Annotated in this window: 13 protein-coding genes; 7 read left to right on the top strand and 6 right to left on the bottom strand. The window is 64.9% G+C overall.

What is annotated here, in order from left to right; genetic code table 11:
* The first annotated feature begins 30 nt into the window (after positions 1-30).
* From AC1DYL_RS02375 to AC1DYL_RS02365, 3 genes are read left to right on the top strand one after another with little or no spacing between them, the layout of a single operon-like run.
* A complete protein-coding gene (locus tag AC1DYL_RS02375; protein ID WP_477171917.1) occupies positions 31-987 on the top strand; it encodes a class I mannose-6-phosphate isomerase in 957 nt (318 codons plus the stop codon).
* Positions 984-3,341 carry a glycosyltransferase family 4 protein gene (locus AC1DYL_RS02370; protein WP_477171916.1) on the top strand — a complete coding sequence of 786 codons (2,358 nt, stop codon included), beginning with the start codon at positions 984-986 and terminating at the stop codon, positions 3,339-3,341. Before AC1DYL_RS02375 ends, AC1DYL_RS02370 begins: the two co-directional genes overlap by 4 nt.
* Positions 3,292-4,602, top strand: a complete 1,311-nt coding sequence (locus AC1DYL_RS02365) for a glycoside hydrolase family 130 protein (protein WP_477171915.1) — start codon at positions 3,292-3,294, stop codon at positions 4,600-4,602. Before AC1DYL_RS02370 ends, AC1DYL_RS02365 begins: the two co-directional genes overlap by 50 nt.
* 420 nt (positions 4,603-5,022) lie before the next feature.
* Here the strand turns inward: AC1DYL_RS02365 and AC1DYL_RS02360 are convergent, their stop codons facing one another.
* From AC1DYL_RS02360 to AC1DYL_RS02350, 3 genes are read right to left on the bottom strand one after another with little or no spacing between them, the layout of a single operon-like run.
* The gene (locus AC1DYL_RS02360; protein ID WP_477171914.1) at positions 5,023-5,145 is read right to left on the bottom strand and encodes a hypothetical protein; all 123 of its coding nucleotides are present in this window, start codon (positions 5,143-5,145) and stop codon (positions 5,023-5,025) included.
* Positions 5,146-5,162: 17 nt separating this feature from the next.
* A complete protein-coding gene (locus AC1DYL_RS02355) occupies positions 5,163-7,541 on the bottom strand; it encodes an ABC transporter permease (protein ID WP_477171913.1) in 2,379 nt (792 codons plus the stop codon).
* 4 nt (positions 7,542-7,545) lie between these two features.
* Entirely contained in the window at positions 7,546-8,280 is a 735-nt protein-coding gene (locus AC1DYL_RS02350) for an ABC transporter ATP-binding protein (RefSeq protein WP_477171912.1), read from the bottom strand.
* A 77-nt stretch (positions 8,281-8,357) separates the two neighbouring features.
* Between AC1DYL_RS02350 and AC1DYL_RS02345 the strand changes: the two genes are divergently transcribed.
* The gene (locus AC1DYL_RS02345; RefSeq protein WP_477171911.1) at positions 8,358-9,002 is read left to right on the top strand and encodes a TetR/AcrR family transcriptional regulator; all 645 of its coding nucleotides are present in this window, start codon (positions 8,358-8,360) and stop codon (positions 9,000-9,002) included.
* 97 nt (positions 9,003-9,099) lie between these two features.
* Here the strand turns inward: AC1DYL_RS02345 and AC1DYL_RS02340 are convergent, their stop codons facing one another.
* From AC1DYL_RS02340 to AC1DYL_RS02330, 3 genes are all read right to left on the bottom strand, one after another.
* Entirely contained in the window at positions 9,100-9,912 is an 813-nt protein-coding gene (locus tag AC1DYL_RS02340; RefSeq protein ID WP_477171910.1) for an alpha/beta fold hydrolase, read from the bottom strand.
* Positions 9,909-10,961 carry a hydroxyacid dehydrogenase gene (locus tag AC1DYL_RS02335; RefSeq protein ID WP_477171909.1) on the bottom strand — a complete coding sequence of 351 codons (1,053 nt, stop codon included), beginning with the start codon at positions 10,959-10,961 and terminating at the stop codon, positions 9,909-9,911. Before AC1DYL_RS02335 ends, AC1DYL_RS02340 begins: the two co-directional genes overlap by 4 nt.
* Positions 10,962-11,022: 61 nt before the next feature.
* The gene (locus AC1DYL_RS02330) at positions 11,023-12,105 is read right to left on the bottom strand and encodes a LacI family DNA-binding transcriptional regulator (protein ID WP_477171908.1); all 1,083 of its coding nucleotides are present in this window, start codon (positions 12,103-12,105) and stop codon (positions 11,023-11,025) included.
* A gap of 90 nt (positions 12,106-12,195) precedes the next feature.
* On the opposite strand from AC1DYL_RS02330, the gene AC1DYL_RS02325 reads away from it, so the two are divergent.
* The 3 genes from AC1DYL_RS02325 to AC1DYL_RS02315 are packed head-to-tail and all read left to right on the top strand — an operon-like array spanning position 12,196 to position 15,691.
* Positions 12,196-13,146, top strand: coding sequence for an ABC transporter permease subunit (locus AC1DYL_RS02325; RefSeq protein ID WP_477171907.1), 951 nt, complete (start codon positions 12,196-12,198; stop codon positions 13,144-13,146).
* The gene (locus tag AC1DYL_RS02320) at positions 13,143-14,099 is read left to right on the top strand and encodes a carbohydrate ABC transporter permease (RefSeq protein WP_477171906.1); all 957 of its coding nucleotides are present in this window, start codon (positions 13,143-13,145) and stop codon (positions 14,097-14,099) included. Before AC1DYL_RS02325 ends, AC1DYL_RS02320 begins: the two co-directional genes overlap by 4 nt.
* 47 nt (positions 14,100-14,146) lie before the next feature.
* Positions 14,147-15,691 (top strand): ABC transporter substrate-binding protein, encoded by a 1,545-nt coding sequence (locus AC1DYL_RS02315; protein WP_477171905.1) that lies wholly within the window; start codon positions 14,147-14,149, stop codon positions 15,689-15,691.
* Positions 15,692-15,718: the final 27 nt, after the last annotated feature.

Raw genomic sequence — 15,718 nt, 5'->3', positions numbered from 1 at the left:
AAACCGACTGCCTTACCCCAGGAGACCACCATGACTATGGAACTTTCATCGACGACGGTGGTGCGCAAACCCTGGGGCAAGACCGACCTGCGACCGTGGAGCGAACTCGGCCATGACGGCGTCGCGGTGGGGGAGTTGTGGTTCCAGCGTGCCGACCGCCAGGCGCCGGAACCGGAGCTGCTGCTGAAGCTCCTCTTCACCGATGAGCCGCTCTCCATCCAGGTGCACCCGGACGATGCGTTCGCCAAGTCCATCGGCCTGCCGCATGGCAAGACCGAGGCCTGGTACGTGCTCTCCGCCACCGCGGAGGGGCGGGTCGCTCTCGGCCTGAAGCGCGAGCTGACGGCGCCGCAGCTGCGCGCCGCCATCGCCGACGGCTCGATCCCCGAGCTGGTGCAATGGCAGGAGGTAAAGGCTGATGAGGCCTTGCTGGTCCCGGCGGGGACCATCCATGCCATTGGCGCGGGCCTCGTCATTGCCGAGATCCAGCAACGCAGCGACGCGACATTCCGGCTGTTCGATTACGGCCGCCAGCGCGAGCTGCATCTCGATGGCGGTGTCGGAGCATCTACCCCCGGGCCGGCGACCGCACAGCTCGCCCCGACCCGGTTGTCCGATGTGCGCAACGTAATGGCGCAAAGCCCGTACTTCGTTCTGGAGCGCATCGACCTCGCGCCCAACTCGCATTGGGAAGTCGATGCGATGAGCGAAACCTGGGTGCTGATCCTCGAGGGCGAGGCGGCATTCGATCTGATGCAGGTCGCCTCCGGCGAAGCAATGTTTCTCAAGGGGCACCGAGCGACGGTCCGCACCGGCGAGCGCGGTGCCAAGGGGCTGATGGCCTATGTCGCCAACAGCCCGATTGCCGCCCTGCTGCAGAGCCGTAACGGCATCCCGATGGAGCTGATGGCGGAGCGCTTTCCGGAGCTGGGCCTCGGCCGCTCCTCCAAGGGCGCGCCGACGCTGCCGTGGAGCGGGCAGTCATGAAGGCCATCCACCGCGTGGCATTCATCGGCAACTCGCTACCGCGTCGCTGCGGCATAGCCACCTTCACCTCCGATTTGCAGCAGGCCGTCGCTGCCTCGCCGATCGGCATCGAGACGGCCATTGTCGCCATGACCGACAACGGGCGAGATTATGTCTACCCGCCCGTCGTGAGCTTTGAGGTGCGGCAAGAGCATGAGGACGACTACGTCCGTGCTGCCCAGATCATCAACGCGGGTGAGTATGATGCGGTCTCGCTGCAGCACGAGTTCGGCATCTTCGGTGGCGAGGCGGGCGCGCATATCCTCAAACTGCTCGATCGCCTCAGCGTCCCAGTAGTCACGACGCTCCACACCGTCCTCGAAACGCCGAGCACGGCACAGCGGCGGGTGCTCGAACGTATCATCGCCGTGTCGGCGCGCGTCGTGGTGATGGCGGACAAGGGACGCGAATTGCTGGTCGGCACCTATGGGGCGGCATCTGAGAAGATCGAGGTGATCCCCCACGGCATCCCCGATTTCGCCTTCGTCGAACCCGACGGCGCCAAGCAGCGGCTCGGCTTTGCCGGCAAGACGACGATCCTGACCTTCGGCCTGCTGTCGCCGAACAAGGGCATCGAGGTAATGATCGACGCCATGCCGGCGGTGCTGAAGAACCGGCCGGATGCGGTTTACGTCGTGCTCGGCGCCACCCACCCCAATCTTGTCCGCGACCAAGGCGAAACCTATCGCGAGGGTCTCGTGGCACGCGCCGCGACGCTGGGTATTTCCGACCACGTCGTGTTCCTCGACCAGTTCGTCGATCGGCCGACACTGCTCGAATACATCTCGATGTGCGACGTTTACGTCACGCCCTATCTCAACCAGGCGCAGATGACCTCCGGCACGCTGGCCTACAGCTTCGGGCTCGGCAAGGCCGTGGTCGCGACGCCCTATTGGCACGCACTCGAATTGTTGGCCGACGATCGCGGCATCCTCGTGCCGTTCGGCGACGCCGCAACGATGGGTGCCGAGATCGCAGCCCTACTCGGCAACGAGCCGCTGCACCGCGCGCTGCGAAACCGGGCCTATGCCGCCAGCCGTTCGATGACCTGGACGCAGACTGCCGAGCGCTACCTGGAGCTGTTCCAGGCCGTCGCCGTAGCGCGGCAGCCGTCGCAACCGGCCCGCATTCACCTCATGACTCCGCCGGGTGATGGCCGGCTCCTGCCACCGATTTCGATCGGCCACCTGCGGGCGATGACCGACGATACCGGACTGTTCCAGCACGCCATCCACACCATACCGGACCGCTCGCACGGCTATTGCGTCGACGACAACGCACGCGGCCTGCTGCTTGCCAATTCGCTGCACGGCTTCACTGCCGACCGGCTGCCCGAGGCCATGACTTCGGCCTATGCCGCCTTCGTGCAGCACGCCTTCAACCGCGACACCAAGCGCTTCCGCAACTTCATGGGCTTCGACCGCCGCTGGCTGGAGGAGCAGGGCTCCGAGGACAGCCACGGCCGCACGCTGTGGGCGCTCGGTGTCACCGCCCGCGATGATGTCAGCGCAACGCGTAGGCGTTGGGCCGCAGCCTTGTTCGCCGAAGCGCTGCCGCCGGTGGAGAGCTTCGGCTCGCCGCGGGCTTGGGCGTTCACCTTGCTCGGGCTCAATGCATATTGCGAGGTGCAGGCGGACGATGATTTCGCCTCGCAGTTCCGGCTGCGGCTGGCCTATCGCCTGGTTGCTCTGCTGCGGCAAGTCGAGACACGCGATTGGGTTTGGTTCGAAGAGGGGCTCAGCTACGACAACGCGCGGCTGAGCGAGGCACTGATCGTCTGCGGCCGGTCGACCGGGTTACCCGGCTATGCTGAGGCCGGGCTGCGGACCCTCGATTGGCTGCTGCAGCGGCAGACCTCCCCATCCGGGCTGTTCCGCCCGGTCGGCACCGAAGGTTTCGGAGACGTCCGGCAACCGCCCAAGGCCTTCGACCAGCAGCCGGTCGAAGCCGCAGCGACAATAGCCGCCTGCCTCGAAGCCTGGAAAACCACCGGCGACGATCGCTGGCGCGCTGCCGCCCGGCACGCCTTCGCGTGGTTCCGCGGCAGCAACGACCTGGGCAAGCCCTTGGTCGATGTCGAGACCGGCAGCTGCAAGGACGGCCTCCATCCGGACCGTCCGAACGAGAACTGTGGCGGCGAGTCTGTCGTCTCGTACCTGCTAGGCCTCGCTGACATGCGGCGTATCGAACGCGTCGACGTCTTGCAGCCGCTGCCGCTGCTGTACCGCCCCGCGAGACCACATCATCAACAGTTCAGAGGTCGCCTTGTCGCCAGTCACCTTCCTCAACCGGCAGGCACTTTACCTGCGACCTGATCCGGCTCGGGTGATCGTCCGGCCGTTCAAGCCGGCGACCGAGCCGAAGGACCTGAAGCCGCATGAAAAGACCCGTGCCAATCACATCGTCGATCGCGTCCTCTCGCTCGATGTCGAAAGTGCGTCGCAGCAGCTCAAGGATGTGCTGCACAATTTCGACGGACGGCACCGGAACCTGCTCGCCGGGTTCGATGCCCGCGCCGTCGAAATGGAAGAGGCGTTTTCGGAACACCTGGTGTTCACCCCGGTTCAGCGCCAGCTGATCGGCGCTTATTTCCTCCACGAGTACTCGTTCGAGTCCTCGGCGCTGTTCAATCCGAGCATCGTTGCTCACCCCAATCAGAGCCTCGCGCCACCTGGTGGACTGCGCTTCATCCTGAGCCTACGGGCGGTGGGAGAGGGGCATGTGTCGTCGCTGACATTCCGGGCCGGCACGATCTCAAAGGATGGCAGCGTCGCCATCGATCCGACGGCTCGGCTGGCGAGCATGGCGCGCCTCAAGACGCCGATTCCGCCCTTTAGCGACGAGCCGGTGGAGTTCGCCTTCAACGCCGGCGAGGACATCAGCGAGCGGGTCATCTTTCCGATGACCTCGTTTCAGTCGAACGGCATCGAGGATGCACGCTTCGTCAGCTTCGAGGATGAGGGAACTCAGACCTACTACGCCACCTACACCGCCTATGACGGCCGCGGCATCCGCTCGGAACTGCTCGAGACCCAGGACTTCGTCAGCTTCCGAATGCGCGCTCTCAAAGGCAGTGCTGCTGGCAACAAGGGCATGGCGCTGTTCCCTCGCAAGATCGGCGATCGCTACGCCATGATCGGCCGGCAGGACAACGAGAACCTCTACCTGATCTATTCCGACGACCTGCTCACCTGGGAGGGTGGCGTGCCGATCCTGAAGCCAGAATGGCCCTGGGAGTTCGTGCAGATCGGCAATTGCGGCTCGCCGATCGAACTCGACGAAGGCTGGCTGCTATTCACCCACGGCGTCGGCCCTGTCCGCCGCTACGCCATCGGCGCCGCGCTGCTCGACAAGCACGACCCCACAAAGGTCCTCGCCCGCTCGCGCGAGCCGCTGGTCTATCCGGATCCATCGCAGCGCGAGGGCTACGTCCCCAACGTCGTCTATACCTGCGGCGCTATTCGTCACGGCGCCCGCATCATTCTGCCCTACGCTGTGTCGGACACCTTCTCGAACTTCGCAACCATCCGCGTCGATGCGCTGCTCGATGCGATGGAGCCAGCTTCGTCCACATAGTCAGCGAGGAGAGCGAACCATGTCATCCGACACCGCCACAACCGAATGGGTGACCTTCCGTCACCCATTCGCCCTTCCAGGCCTCGAGCAACCACACAATCCGGGGACGTTCGAAGTCCGTGTCAGGCGAGAACTGCTAGACGTTTCCTGGACCGCACATCTTCTGACAAGGACCGTAATTTTGACAAACCCTGGCGGGGTGGAAGCGCTGGAGGTCCGAGCCGACGACCTAGCTGAAGCCCTTCGGCTGGATCAGAAGGACTTGCCAACGAACGCCAGCTGACCTCGTTGCCTAGCCTGGCTTTCGCATGGCAGTCTTGCGTCACCTTCTGGCGCAAAGCGGACCCAGTGCAGCGGCTGCTTCTGGCCCAAGCGGACATTTTCGGGTCGTCTCTCTCTAGCATGCGGGGCTCCCCCGCTTCAGTGCTGGGGCGGTGTGTGCATGCTCATGATCATCCCCACAAGGTTCATGCTGTGAGCGGCGTAGCCGAGCAGGCCGATGGCCACCACGACGCCAAGGCTGATGAAGAGAGTGCGACGCATAGAGTTCTCCCAGGGGTTCAATTGTAGGCGAGGGCTTCGCGCACGACGAGGCGCGCAGCCCGGGAGGCCGGCCAGATGGAGGCAACGGTGGCAATGACGAGGATGATGCCAAGCCAGAGCGCCAAGGCAGACGGCGGGAGCGTGAAGGGGAGCGCCGATCCGAACATGCCAGCCGCGAGCTGGCCGATCGCGAGGACCAGCGGTGCAGCAACGACGATCGCAACCAGCCAGCTGAGGATAGCTACCGTCATGGCTTCGCCCAGGACGATCCGCAGCACCACAGCCGGGCTCGCGCCGATCGCCTTCATGATGCCGATCTCACGCGTTCGTTCGAGCACATTGACAGTCGTCATCGAGGCAAGGCCCAGCCCGCCGATCGCCGCGAGCAGGACGGCCGCCGCCACGATCATACGCACCGGCACCTCGACGTGACCGACCAGTGCCTCATAGAGCATGGTCAGCGGTGCCGAGCGCTCGACCGGGAGCGCCGCCGCGTTGAACGCCGCCTCTATGGTCTCGATTGCGTTGGCGCGATCGGTGCCGGGCGTGAGCCGGATCCGCAGCATCTTGCCGGCGTCCGCAGCGCCATAGAGCGTGTCGAAGGTGGCTTTGGGCACATAGGCGCCGCCGCCGCCAATCTCCCGGACAAAGCCGACGACCTGCCATTCAGATGGCTTGCCCTCGACCGACAGCGTCACGCGGTCGCCGAGTTCTGTGCCCGCACTGAGATGCCGGCCTTGCCCGAGCACAATGGCATTGGTGTCACCGGGCTCGAGCCAGCGGCCGCCGCGCACGGGCAATGCCACGGTCGACATGCCATCTGGCACCCCGAGCACAGCGAAGCTGCCGTGGCCGCCGTCGGGATAGGTGCGCATCAGGTCAATCGCTCCTGCGCTGGTCAGAGCTGCCTGCTCGTAGCCCCAGACCTCGGCCGTTTCGATGCCGGAGATCGGCGCCATAACGTCGCGGACGACAGAACCTGTCACGGGTTCGCTGAAAGTGAGCTCGAGATCATATTTTCGGTCGGTCAGGACGTTCGCCGCCATCACTTGCCAGCCATCGCGGACACTGAGGGCCGTGATGAACAGGCCTCCTGCCGTCGCCAGCATCGCAATGGACAGCGCCAGCCGCCCGGGCCGCCGAATGCTGTTGCGTACCGCCAGCACGTAGCTGAGGCTGAACTTGCCAATGCCCGACAGGAGCCGTGCCAGCAGCCCTCCCGCCGTGCCGGCAGACGATCCGCTCGAGCTGATCGCCTCGCGGACGGTGATGCGGCTCGCCTTGAGGATGGGGAGAACTGCCGCCGCCAGCGGCATCAGGACGCCGGCGGCCACGACGACGCCAAAGACCCAGGCTGGCGGGGTGAAGTCGGCGATGGCGAAGTTCATGGTGTCCGCCATCAGGACTGACAACTGTCCCGCTGCCCACAATCCGGGCGGAACGCTGACGATAAGTGAGATGAGACCGAGCCCGAGAAGCAAAACCACATAGAGCCCGGCGATCTGGCTGCTCCGCGCCCCGATCGCCTTCATGATGCCAATCTCGCGGCTTTGCCGGGCCAGCGTTGCCGCCAGCACGGCCGCCACGAGGATCGCCGCCAGCACCAGCGCCAGCACGGCGAAACTCAGGAAGGTCGCCAGCGCGATGGCAATCTGGCCACCATGCGGGTGCTGGCCGGGCGGCGGCACCTTCACACCATGCACATCGAAGCCTGAGGCCTTGAGTTGCCCGGCAAGCCCCATGGCGATGCGGTCGACTTCGGCCTGGGTCGGAGTGCCGGGCACGAGGATGCGCAGTTCGTCGAGCACCGGCAGTTCGCCCAGCATCGCAAGCGTCGCACGGGAGATGTAGCCGTAGCCGCTCTGCTCCTGCCAGGCTGGCGCGAGCGTCGTATCATGCACCATCCCATCCACGCGCACGGCGGTCTCGAGTCCATGCGGCGTCTTGATCGTGACAGTTTGGCCCTCCACCGCCCCGATCAGCGGTGCCGCCACCTTTTCGACCAGCATGGCGCCATCTGCCGGAGCTGCGGCGCCGGAATAGGGCATGAACAGGTTCATGCGGATCGTGGCGAAGTCGTCGACGACGAAGAGCAGCATCCGCATCCACTCGGTGCCCACCTTCACTCGCGCCGCGACCACGGAGCGTGCTTCCGCATCCGCTATTCCGGGGTAGGCCTTTGCCGCTTCGAGTATCTGTGGCGTTACCTCGGCCATGTCGAGCGTGGCCGAGGCAGGGTTGGTGCTCATGTAGTTGCGCGTCACCTCGCGCGTGACGATGCCGTAGGCGGCGAGCATCGTGGTGACGGCGAACAGCGCAAAGCCCACCGCGGCAAGCATCAGCATTGCCCGCCCGCTCTCGGCCTTCACGTCGCGCAGCAGCTTGATCCAGCGCATGGCTTCAGCCCCGCTCAGTATCGCCGACGATCCGTCCGTCGGCGAGTGTGATGGTGCGGTCGACGAGGCTCATCACGTCGTGTTCATGGGTGACGATCACGATGGTCGTGCCGGCCGCAGCGAGACCGGAGAACAGCTCCAGCACACCCTCGGCAGTTTTGGAATCAAGGTTGCCGGTCGGCTCGTCTGCCACCAGCAGCGGTGGATCGTTGGCGAGTGCCCGCGCAATGGCTGCGCGCTGCTGCTGGCCGCCCGACAGCATGGCAGGAAACTTGTCCGCCTGGTCGGTTATCCCGACCCGGCGCAGCAAATCCATCGCCTGCTGCCGTCGCTGTCCCGCAGGCACCATCCGCGCAAGATCCATCGGCAGCATGATGTTCTCGGCTATGGTGAGCGTCGGCAGCAGCTGGAAGAACTGGAAGACGATCCCGACGTTGCGCCCGCGCCACGCGGCAAGTTCGGACTCGGACTTGCCGGTCACCGCCTCGCCGGCGACGCTGATGGTCCCGGCGCTCGGCCGGTCGATGCCGGTGAGCAGATTGATGAGCGTGGACTTGCCGCTGCCCGACTTGCCGACCACCGCGAGGAACGCGCCGCGTTCGAGGGTCAGATCGATACCTGCGAGGGCGGTGAACTGGCCTGCCGGCGTGGCGTAGCTCTTGCTGACTCCGCTGGCGGTCAGCAGCGCCCCACCTTGGCCGCCCCGCTTCGCTTTCGCCGTCGATACATCCAGCGTCATGCCCAACTCCCGTGACTATGAGACGGCAGTGTGATACTGGACACATGTCTTGAATTGCAACGAACAGGACTGCGGCTTTGTCCGATAAGAGACACCATGGCCATTTCGTCCACGAAAACATGCCTGGCATGTTCACGGAGCTGGAGCCCGGCATCGACCGCCGCTCGCGCCGCACCCGGCAGGCCCTGCATCAGGCGCTGATCCGGCTCATCGTCGAGCGCGGCTACGACGAGATCACGGTCGGCGATATCGCGGACGCCGCCGACAGCGGCCGCTCGACGTTTTACGCGCACTTCACCGACAAGGACGATCTGCTGCGCAGCGCGGGCGACTACCTCAAGCGCGTGTTGGTGGCGGAGCACGAAACCGAGGCGGAGCGCAGCGATCGCCCGGAGGACCGTCTTCTGGGCTTCAGCCGGTTCATGACGGCCCACCTCTACGAGCAGCGCCAAATCTTTCACGCCCTGATGCGCGGACAGGGCGGACAGATCTTCCTCGAAATGATCCGGGACGTTCTCTGTGAAATCGTCCGCAAAGAACTTCCGGCCCGACCCAACAGTGACGCGCTGGAGCGCGAGGTAGCCGTTCAGTTTGTTGTCGGCGGATACATCACCATCGTCACGTGGTGGCTGCGCTCCGGCGCAAAGCAAGACCCGAACGACGTTGAGGCGGCCTTCAGAGCAATCGCGTCGTCTGGTCTGGCACGCCAGGCGGTCGCCTGAACGTCCGCTCCTGGCGCAAAGCGGACACCGGATAGGTCGCCCCGATCATCTCGGCGAATTCGTCCGGACTGATCGCACGCCGCATTTCCCGATCAGACTACGCCGGACATGCAATATCGAGGAACTGATCGACGAGATCGTGGAAGGCATCACGTGCGTCGCGGCGGATGAAGTGGGTTGCTCCCGGGATCACGGTCACATCCGCGCCAAATGAGCGGATGATCGCGCGGTGGTTCGCGGTGATGCCGATCCGGACTGTGCCGGTGATGATCTTGACCGGCACTCCCGCCCCCGCCAGGTCGTCCAGCAGAGTGGGCCAGGCCCGCGTCGGAATCACGTCACCCTGCTCGACAAGTGCGACGTCCATGTCCTCTTTCGCCTTCGACCACGCCGCAAGCTCATCCCGGGGCCAGCGAGGAAACATCTCGACGGCATGGGCTTGCCGCCCGGCGTCGCCGAGGGCCTGCAACCGTTTCAGCTCCGCGGCGGCCGCCGCCACGTCCCGGTCCTGAAAAGGCGTGACGGGCAGCCTCCAGAAGGGATCCTCGAGAACGACGGCGGCGACCTGCTGGCGCAAAGCGGAGGCGACAGCTGCCGCGGCAGCGCCACCGGCAGAATGTCCGAACAGCACCAGCCGATCGTCGTCAGCGGTCTGCAGACCGTCCAGATCGGACAGGATGTCTTCGACGATGACGTCACCGGGATGGCGCCTCAGCAGGTCTTGGGTCCAGCGCGGGGAGGGGCCATGACCGCGCGGATCGATGGCGAGGACACGGAAGCCGCGGCAGGCCCAGTGCTGGGCGGTGATGCTCAGCGTCTCCGCCGATTCCATGATGCCCGGAACCGCGACGATCGTCCCGCGATAGCGGCCGACGGCCGGCAGGTCCATCACATGGAGGGTGGTGGTCATCTCAAAGCCTCGGGGAAGGCGAGTGGCCGTCCGAGCACGATGCGGTTGAGTTCGCTCGCCACATGCTCGCCCATGCGCCGGATCTCCGTGCCCATGGATCCCGAGATATGCGGGGTGAGGAAGACGTTGGGCAACGTATAGAGCTCGTCGTCGGGCCGCAGGACTTCCGGGTGCGTGACGTCGAGGATGGCTTCAATCCGGCCATCGCGCAGCTCGAGGGTCAACGCTTCCTGGTCGACGATGAGGCCGCGCGAGGTGTTGATGAGCGTGGCGCCGTCGCGCATCAGCGCAATGTGGCGGCCGGTGATCATGCCGACGGTCGCGGCATTCAGCGGCGGATGCAGGGTGACGATGTCGCTGGTTGCCATCAGCTCGTCGAGCGATACGAGCCGCGCCTCCAGCCGGGCGGCTTCCGTCGGCGTGACGAACGGGTCGTAGAGCTGGACGGACACGTCCATCCCGCTCAGGCGCTCCATGACGATGCGGCCGATGCGAGAAGCGCCGACGATGCCGACGGTCTTCGCCACATTGCCCGCTGTAGGGAATTCCCGCTCGCGGTCGATGTGGTCGCGCCGGCGCCCGTAGAGACGGCGAGCGCGGAACGTTTCCTTGTTGGCGAGGGCGATCATCGCGACAGTGAACTCGGCCACGGGGATGGCGTTTATCCACCCGGCATTGGAGACCTGAATGCCACGATCGGCGGCGCTGTCGGGCAGCAAGGGGGCAGCCTGGCCGCCGGCGTGCAGCACGTAGCGAAGCCGCGGTGCCGCATCGAGGTCGCCATCGGTGAGCTGGCTGGCTCCCCAGCCGGTCACGAGCACCTCCGCCCGGGAGAACGCCTCGCGTGCCTCGATCGCGTCGAGGGAGGTGTACGGCACGGGATGCAGGGGCGTCGCGCCGGCGTTCCTCAGAGCCTCGAAATTCGGGCCGAACAGCCGACCGGCCAGGTCCGGTGGGTTCATCGTGGCGACGAATGTCACGAGGCCACCCAAACGGTCGTCGACACCGCTGCGCTCCGCCGGCGCGTTTGAAGGGGGCAGCAGTGACATCAAAGCCTCATCGATACTCGGATCGATGAGAAACTAGTTACACACGCAGCCGAATGCAAGCTTAGTTCAGTCGCACTGCCGAGCCGCGACGCATGAAACGAGTGGGGAGCAGTACATGCTGCACCGGCGCAAGGCCGAGTGCGATCTCCGCGGCCCGCACGCCCACCTCGAAGAACGGAGGATGCACCGTGGTGAGCCCGGGGGTGAGATCGGCAACGACAGGCACATCGTCAAAGCCAATGATCGAAAGGTCATCGGGCAGGGCGAGGCCGTGCTCGCGAGCGGCTCGGTAGGCGCCAACTGCGATATTGTCGGTCATCGCCACCAAGGCGGTCGCTTTGACACCGGAGCTCAACATCTCGCTGACCGCCCGGGCCCCGTCGGCCTCGGAATTGGCTGCCGTTCGCACCAGCGCCGGGTCGGGCACGATGGCGTGGCGGGCAAGGGCGGCCTGGTATCCGTCGAGCCGCAGTTCGGCCGTTGTCATGCCGCGCGGCTCGCCCACATAGGCAATCCGCCGGTGCCCCAGGCCGACGAGCTCATCCACCGCCTCCGCTACACCGGCCGCCTGGTCGTAGTCGACGCTGATCAGGTCGGGATGGCCGATGACGGGGGGACGGCCGCAGAGGATCAGCGAGGCATTCACTTGTGCCAGATCCCTGGCATAGCCGGCCGCCCGTTCATCGAATGCGACGTGGCTTTCGGTGGATCCGACGAGGAGGACAGCCTTGACTCGGAGTTCACGCAGGACGCCGATCAGCTCCTTCTCGCGCTGCTCATCGCCTTCCGTGGCGCACATCAGCACCAAGTGACCGTTCTTTCCGGCGACGCTCTCGACCCCCGCTGCAAGCGAGGCAAAGGTCGGGCCGATCATGGCGCGGACAACAAACGCAATCGACCGTGGTCCGCGTCCGGTCATGGCCCGCGCCAACCCGTTGACGACGTAGCCGAGCTCCTCGGCGGACGCCAGGACCCGCTCCTTGATGGGTTGCTGCACATTCGCGTTGCCCGCAAAGACCCGCGACGCCGTCGCTACCGATACGCCGGCGTGCGTGGCTACGTCGCGCAGGTTGACCGGGGCCATCCGCTCGGGTCCTCGCGAACCGCTGCGGCTCGGCTTCCGACTGCTGTCGTTCTCATCCATTCCACGACATCTACAACCTCCCTTGACTCGTGTCGACGCGTGGCCTAGCGTTTGAGAAACTAGTTACACACTATGCCGGAGGAGGGCATCGTGCAAGGGAAAGCCGTTGTCGCAGCCTCGCGGAAGCGCGGGCTGTCATCGCGAGATAGTCTTCTGTTGCTGGTTCTGGCGTTGCCGGGCATCGCCTGGTTCGCGGTCTTCGCCTACGGGCCGATGGCCGGCCTGGTTGTGGCCTTTAAGGACTTCAACATTCGCGACGGCATCTTCGGCAGCCCGTGGAACGGTTTTGCGAACTTCCGCTATTTCCTTGCCAGCGGCGACGCTCTCACCATCGTCGCCAACACGCTCTTTCTCAACGCGCTGTTCCTCAGTGCCTCGCTGCTGACCGGCCTGATCCTCGCGCTGATGCTCAACGAGATCCGCGGCAGCCTTTATCGCCGCTTCATGCAGTCGACGATCTTCTTTCCCTATTTCGTCTCGCCGATCGTCATCAGCATCATGCTGCAGGTGATCCTCTCCGGCGTTGGCGGCAGCGGCGGGCTGCTCAACAACCTGCTCAGCATCATCGATGTGCCGCAGGTCAGCTGGTACACCGAGCCCGATGCCTGGCCGTGGATCCTGACCATCGTCAAGATCTGGCAGCTGGGCGGCTACACCTCGGTCATCTTCCTTGCCGCCATCACCTCGATCTCCGAGGAAGTCTACGAGGCCGCCGCCATCGATGGCGCCAGCCGCGCGCGGATGGCGCTCTCCATCACCACGCCGCTGCTGCTGCCCACCTTGGGCGTGCTCATGGTGCTTGGGGTGGGGCGCATCTTCTTCGGCGACTTCGCGACCATCTACGCCATCGTCCAGGACAACGGCATTCTCTTCCCGACGACCGACGTCATCGACACCTATGTCTTCCGCTCCCTGAGGACCATAGGGGACTTTGGCACGACGGCCGCCATCGGCCTGTTCCAGTCGGTCGTCGGGTTTTTCTTCGTCACGGCCGCCGTCCTCGTGCAGCGCCGCTTCCAGAAAGAGAGCAGCGTCCTATGAGCACGGCTGGCTACAACGAGAGCCTTGCCGGGCAGGGCATATCGAAGTCTCAGGGAACGACGACGCCGGCAACGCGCCGCAAGGCAAGGCGGCGTCCGGAGCCCTTCACCGCCGTCAGCTATGTCGTAGTGACGCTCTTTGGGCTTTTCTGCCTGATCCCCCTGTGGATGATCATCGCCGGCTCCCTCACCGACGAGTCGGTGCTGGCCACCCAGGGCTACAGCCTTTTCCCTCAACCCTTCTCGCTCACCGCCTACCAGATGCTGTTCAGCGGGCAATCGCTGCTCAACGGCTATGCCGCCTCGGCGTTCATCACCCTCGTCGGCACCCTGTTGTCGGTCTCCTGCACGGCGTCGCTCGCCTGGGTGATCGCTCGTCGGCTGCCCTGGATCAGCCGCTCGCTGACCGTCTTTTCCTACGTGCCGATGCTGTTCCACGGCGGGCTCGTGCCGCTTTACCTGCTGGTGACGCAGGTGCTCAACCTTTCCAACAGCTGGTTCTCGGTGATCCTGCCGATCATGCTGGCGCCGTTCCTCATCTTCATCACCGTCAGCTTCTTCCGCCAGCTCCCCGAGGAGATCCTCGACGCTGCCCGCATCGACGGCGCCGGCGAGCTCAGGATCTTCTTCCAGATCATCCTGCCGCTATCGAAGCCGATCCTCGCCGTGCTCGGTCTCTTCTACGCCGTTACGTACTGGAACGAGTGGTTCATGGCGCTGCTGTTCGTGTCCGATCCGGACAAGTATCCGCTGCAGCTGATCCTCCAGAACCTCATCGCCAACGTCACCAATGCCACCTCGCTTCCGGGCGCGACGGCCGCGGAGGCCGCGATCCCGGTCTATCAGCTGCGCTTCGCCATGACGGTGCTGACGGTCGGCCCGATCCTTTTGGCCTACCCGTTCGCGCAACGCTTCTTCGTCAAGGGCATCACCCTGGGCGCCACCAAGGGGTAGCGGCACTCCCGACCAGAGCCGCGAGAAATCAGGAGGAGCATACCGATATGACACGTAACTTCAGTCGCCGAAACTTCCTCGCCCTCAGCGGCGCAGCGGGCCTTGGTGCCGCCTTTACCGGCGGCATGTCGCGGGCTTACGGCCAGGGCCTTTCGGGCACGTCGCTGACCATCCTGCCGTCGCAGGCGCCGAGCAACTGGAAGGCCGTGCTGGACAAGGCCAATGCCGCTCTCCAGGCCGAGCACGGCTTCACCCTCGATGCGCAGTTCATCAACTGGAGCAACTACGGCCAGCAGGCGCTGCTGAAATTCACCGCCGGCGCCGAGTTCGACACCGCGCTACAGGCACTGTGGCTGAACATGGCGCAGCTGCAGCAGGACGGCTCCCTCGCCGACCTCACCGGCCAGATCGACAAGTGGCCCAACCTCAAGGCGCAGATCGCCCCCAAGCTGATCGAAACCAACAGCTGGAACGGCAAGCTCTGGGGCATCCCGCAGGTCAACAGTGCCGGCCGTGTGCAGCACTTCAGCATCCGCCAGGATCTCGCCGAAAAGCACGGCTTTGGCGAAATCCAGGACTTCGACACCCTCGAGCGCTTCTTCTACGCCATCAAGGAGAAGGAGTCCGGGATCACACCGTTCGGTATCGCGAGCAATACGACCTGGGTGCTGGCCGTGCCGACGCCGACCGGCATGTTCAACCAGCAATCGTGGGAAGATCCGACCCGCATGCAATACCTGTTCGCGGGCTCGGGCCTGCGGTTCCTGCTGGCCAAGGACGCCGCGACCACTGGCTCCTCCAGTCCGATTCCCTTCTGGGAAGACGAGGGCGTGGTCGCCGCCCTGCGAAAGATCCGCAAGTACCACGAGGACGGCATCATCAATGCCGATCCGTTCAATTCGGACTCGGCCACCATCCAGAGCCAGTTCCAGGCCGGCCGCATTGCCAGCGGTTGGTCGATCACCGATGGCCTTGCCAGCAACGCGCTCGTCGGCCTGAAGAAGGCGGTTCCGGAAGCGCGCCTCGCCCAGGTGCTGCCGTTCGGCAAACCGTTCAGTGAGGTCAAGCCGGTGCAGACCTTCCAGGCCGACAACATGGTGGTGGTGAACGCCAATGGCGGTGACGTCGACCGGGCGCTGGCGCTGCAGGATTGGCTCTCGGTGAAGGCCAACCACGACCTCCTCGAATACGGCATCGAGGGCACCGACTGGGAAGCTGTCGGCGACGACGGGCTGAACCAGCTCAGCCAATACTCGTTCCCCGGCTACGCGCTGCTGTGGCGAGCCAGCCTCGAGCGTCGCTCCTCGTTCATGACCGAGTCCGAGAAAAAGGTCTTCGACTGGGCACAGAACTACGACAACTTCACCACCGACACCTTCGCCTCGTTCATCCCCGACGTCACCCCGGTCAAGCAGGAGGCGGCACAGATGAACAATGTGATCATCCAGCACGCCAATCCCCTGTTCCACGGGCTGGCCGATGTCGATGTCCAGTTGGACAAGCTCAAGAGCGCCGCAGACGCCGCAGGCCTCGACATTCTCCGCGCGGAGATGGCGAAGCAGGCCGATGCCTATCTGAAGGCCAGGGGGTAGCCTAGGGGCCTATGCTCGCCGGAGAGT

This window comes from Devosia sp. P1_H9 (assembly GCF_056405135.1).
This window is presented reverse-complemented; position numbering and strand designations above follow the sequence as displayed.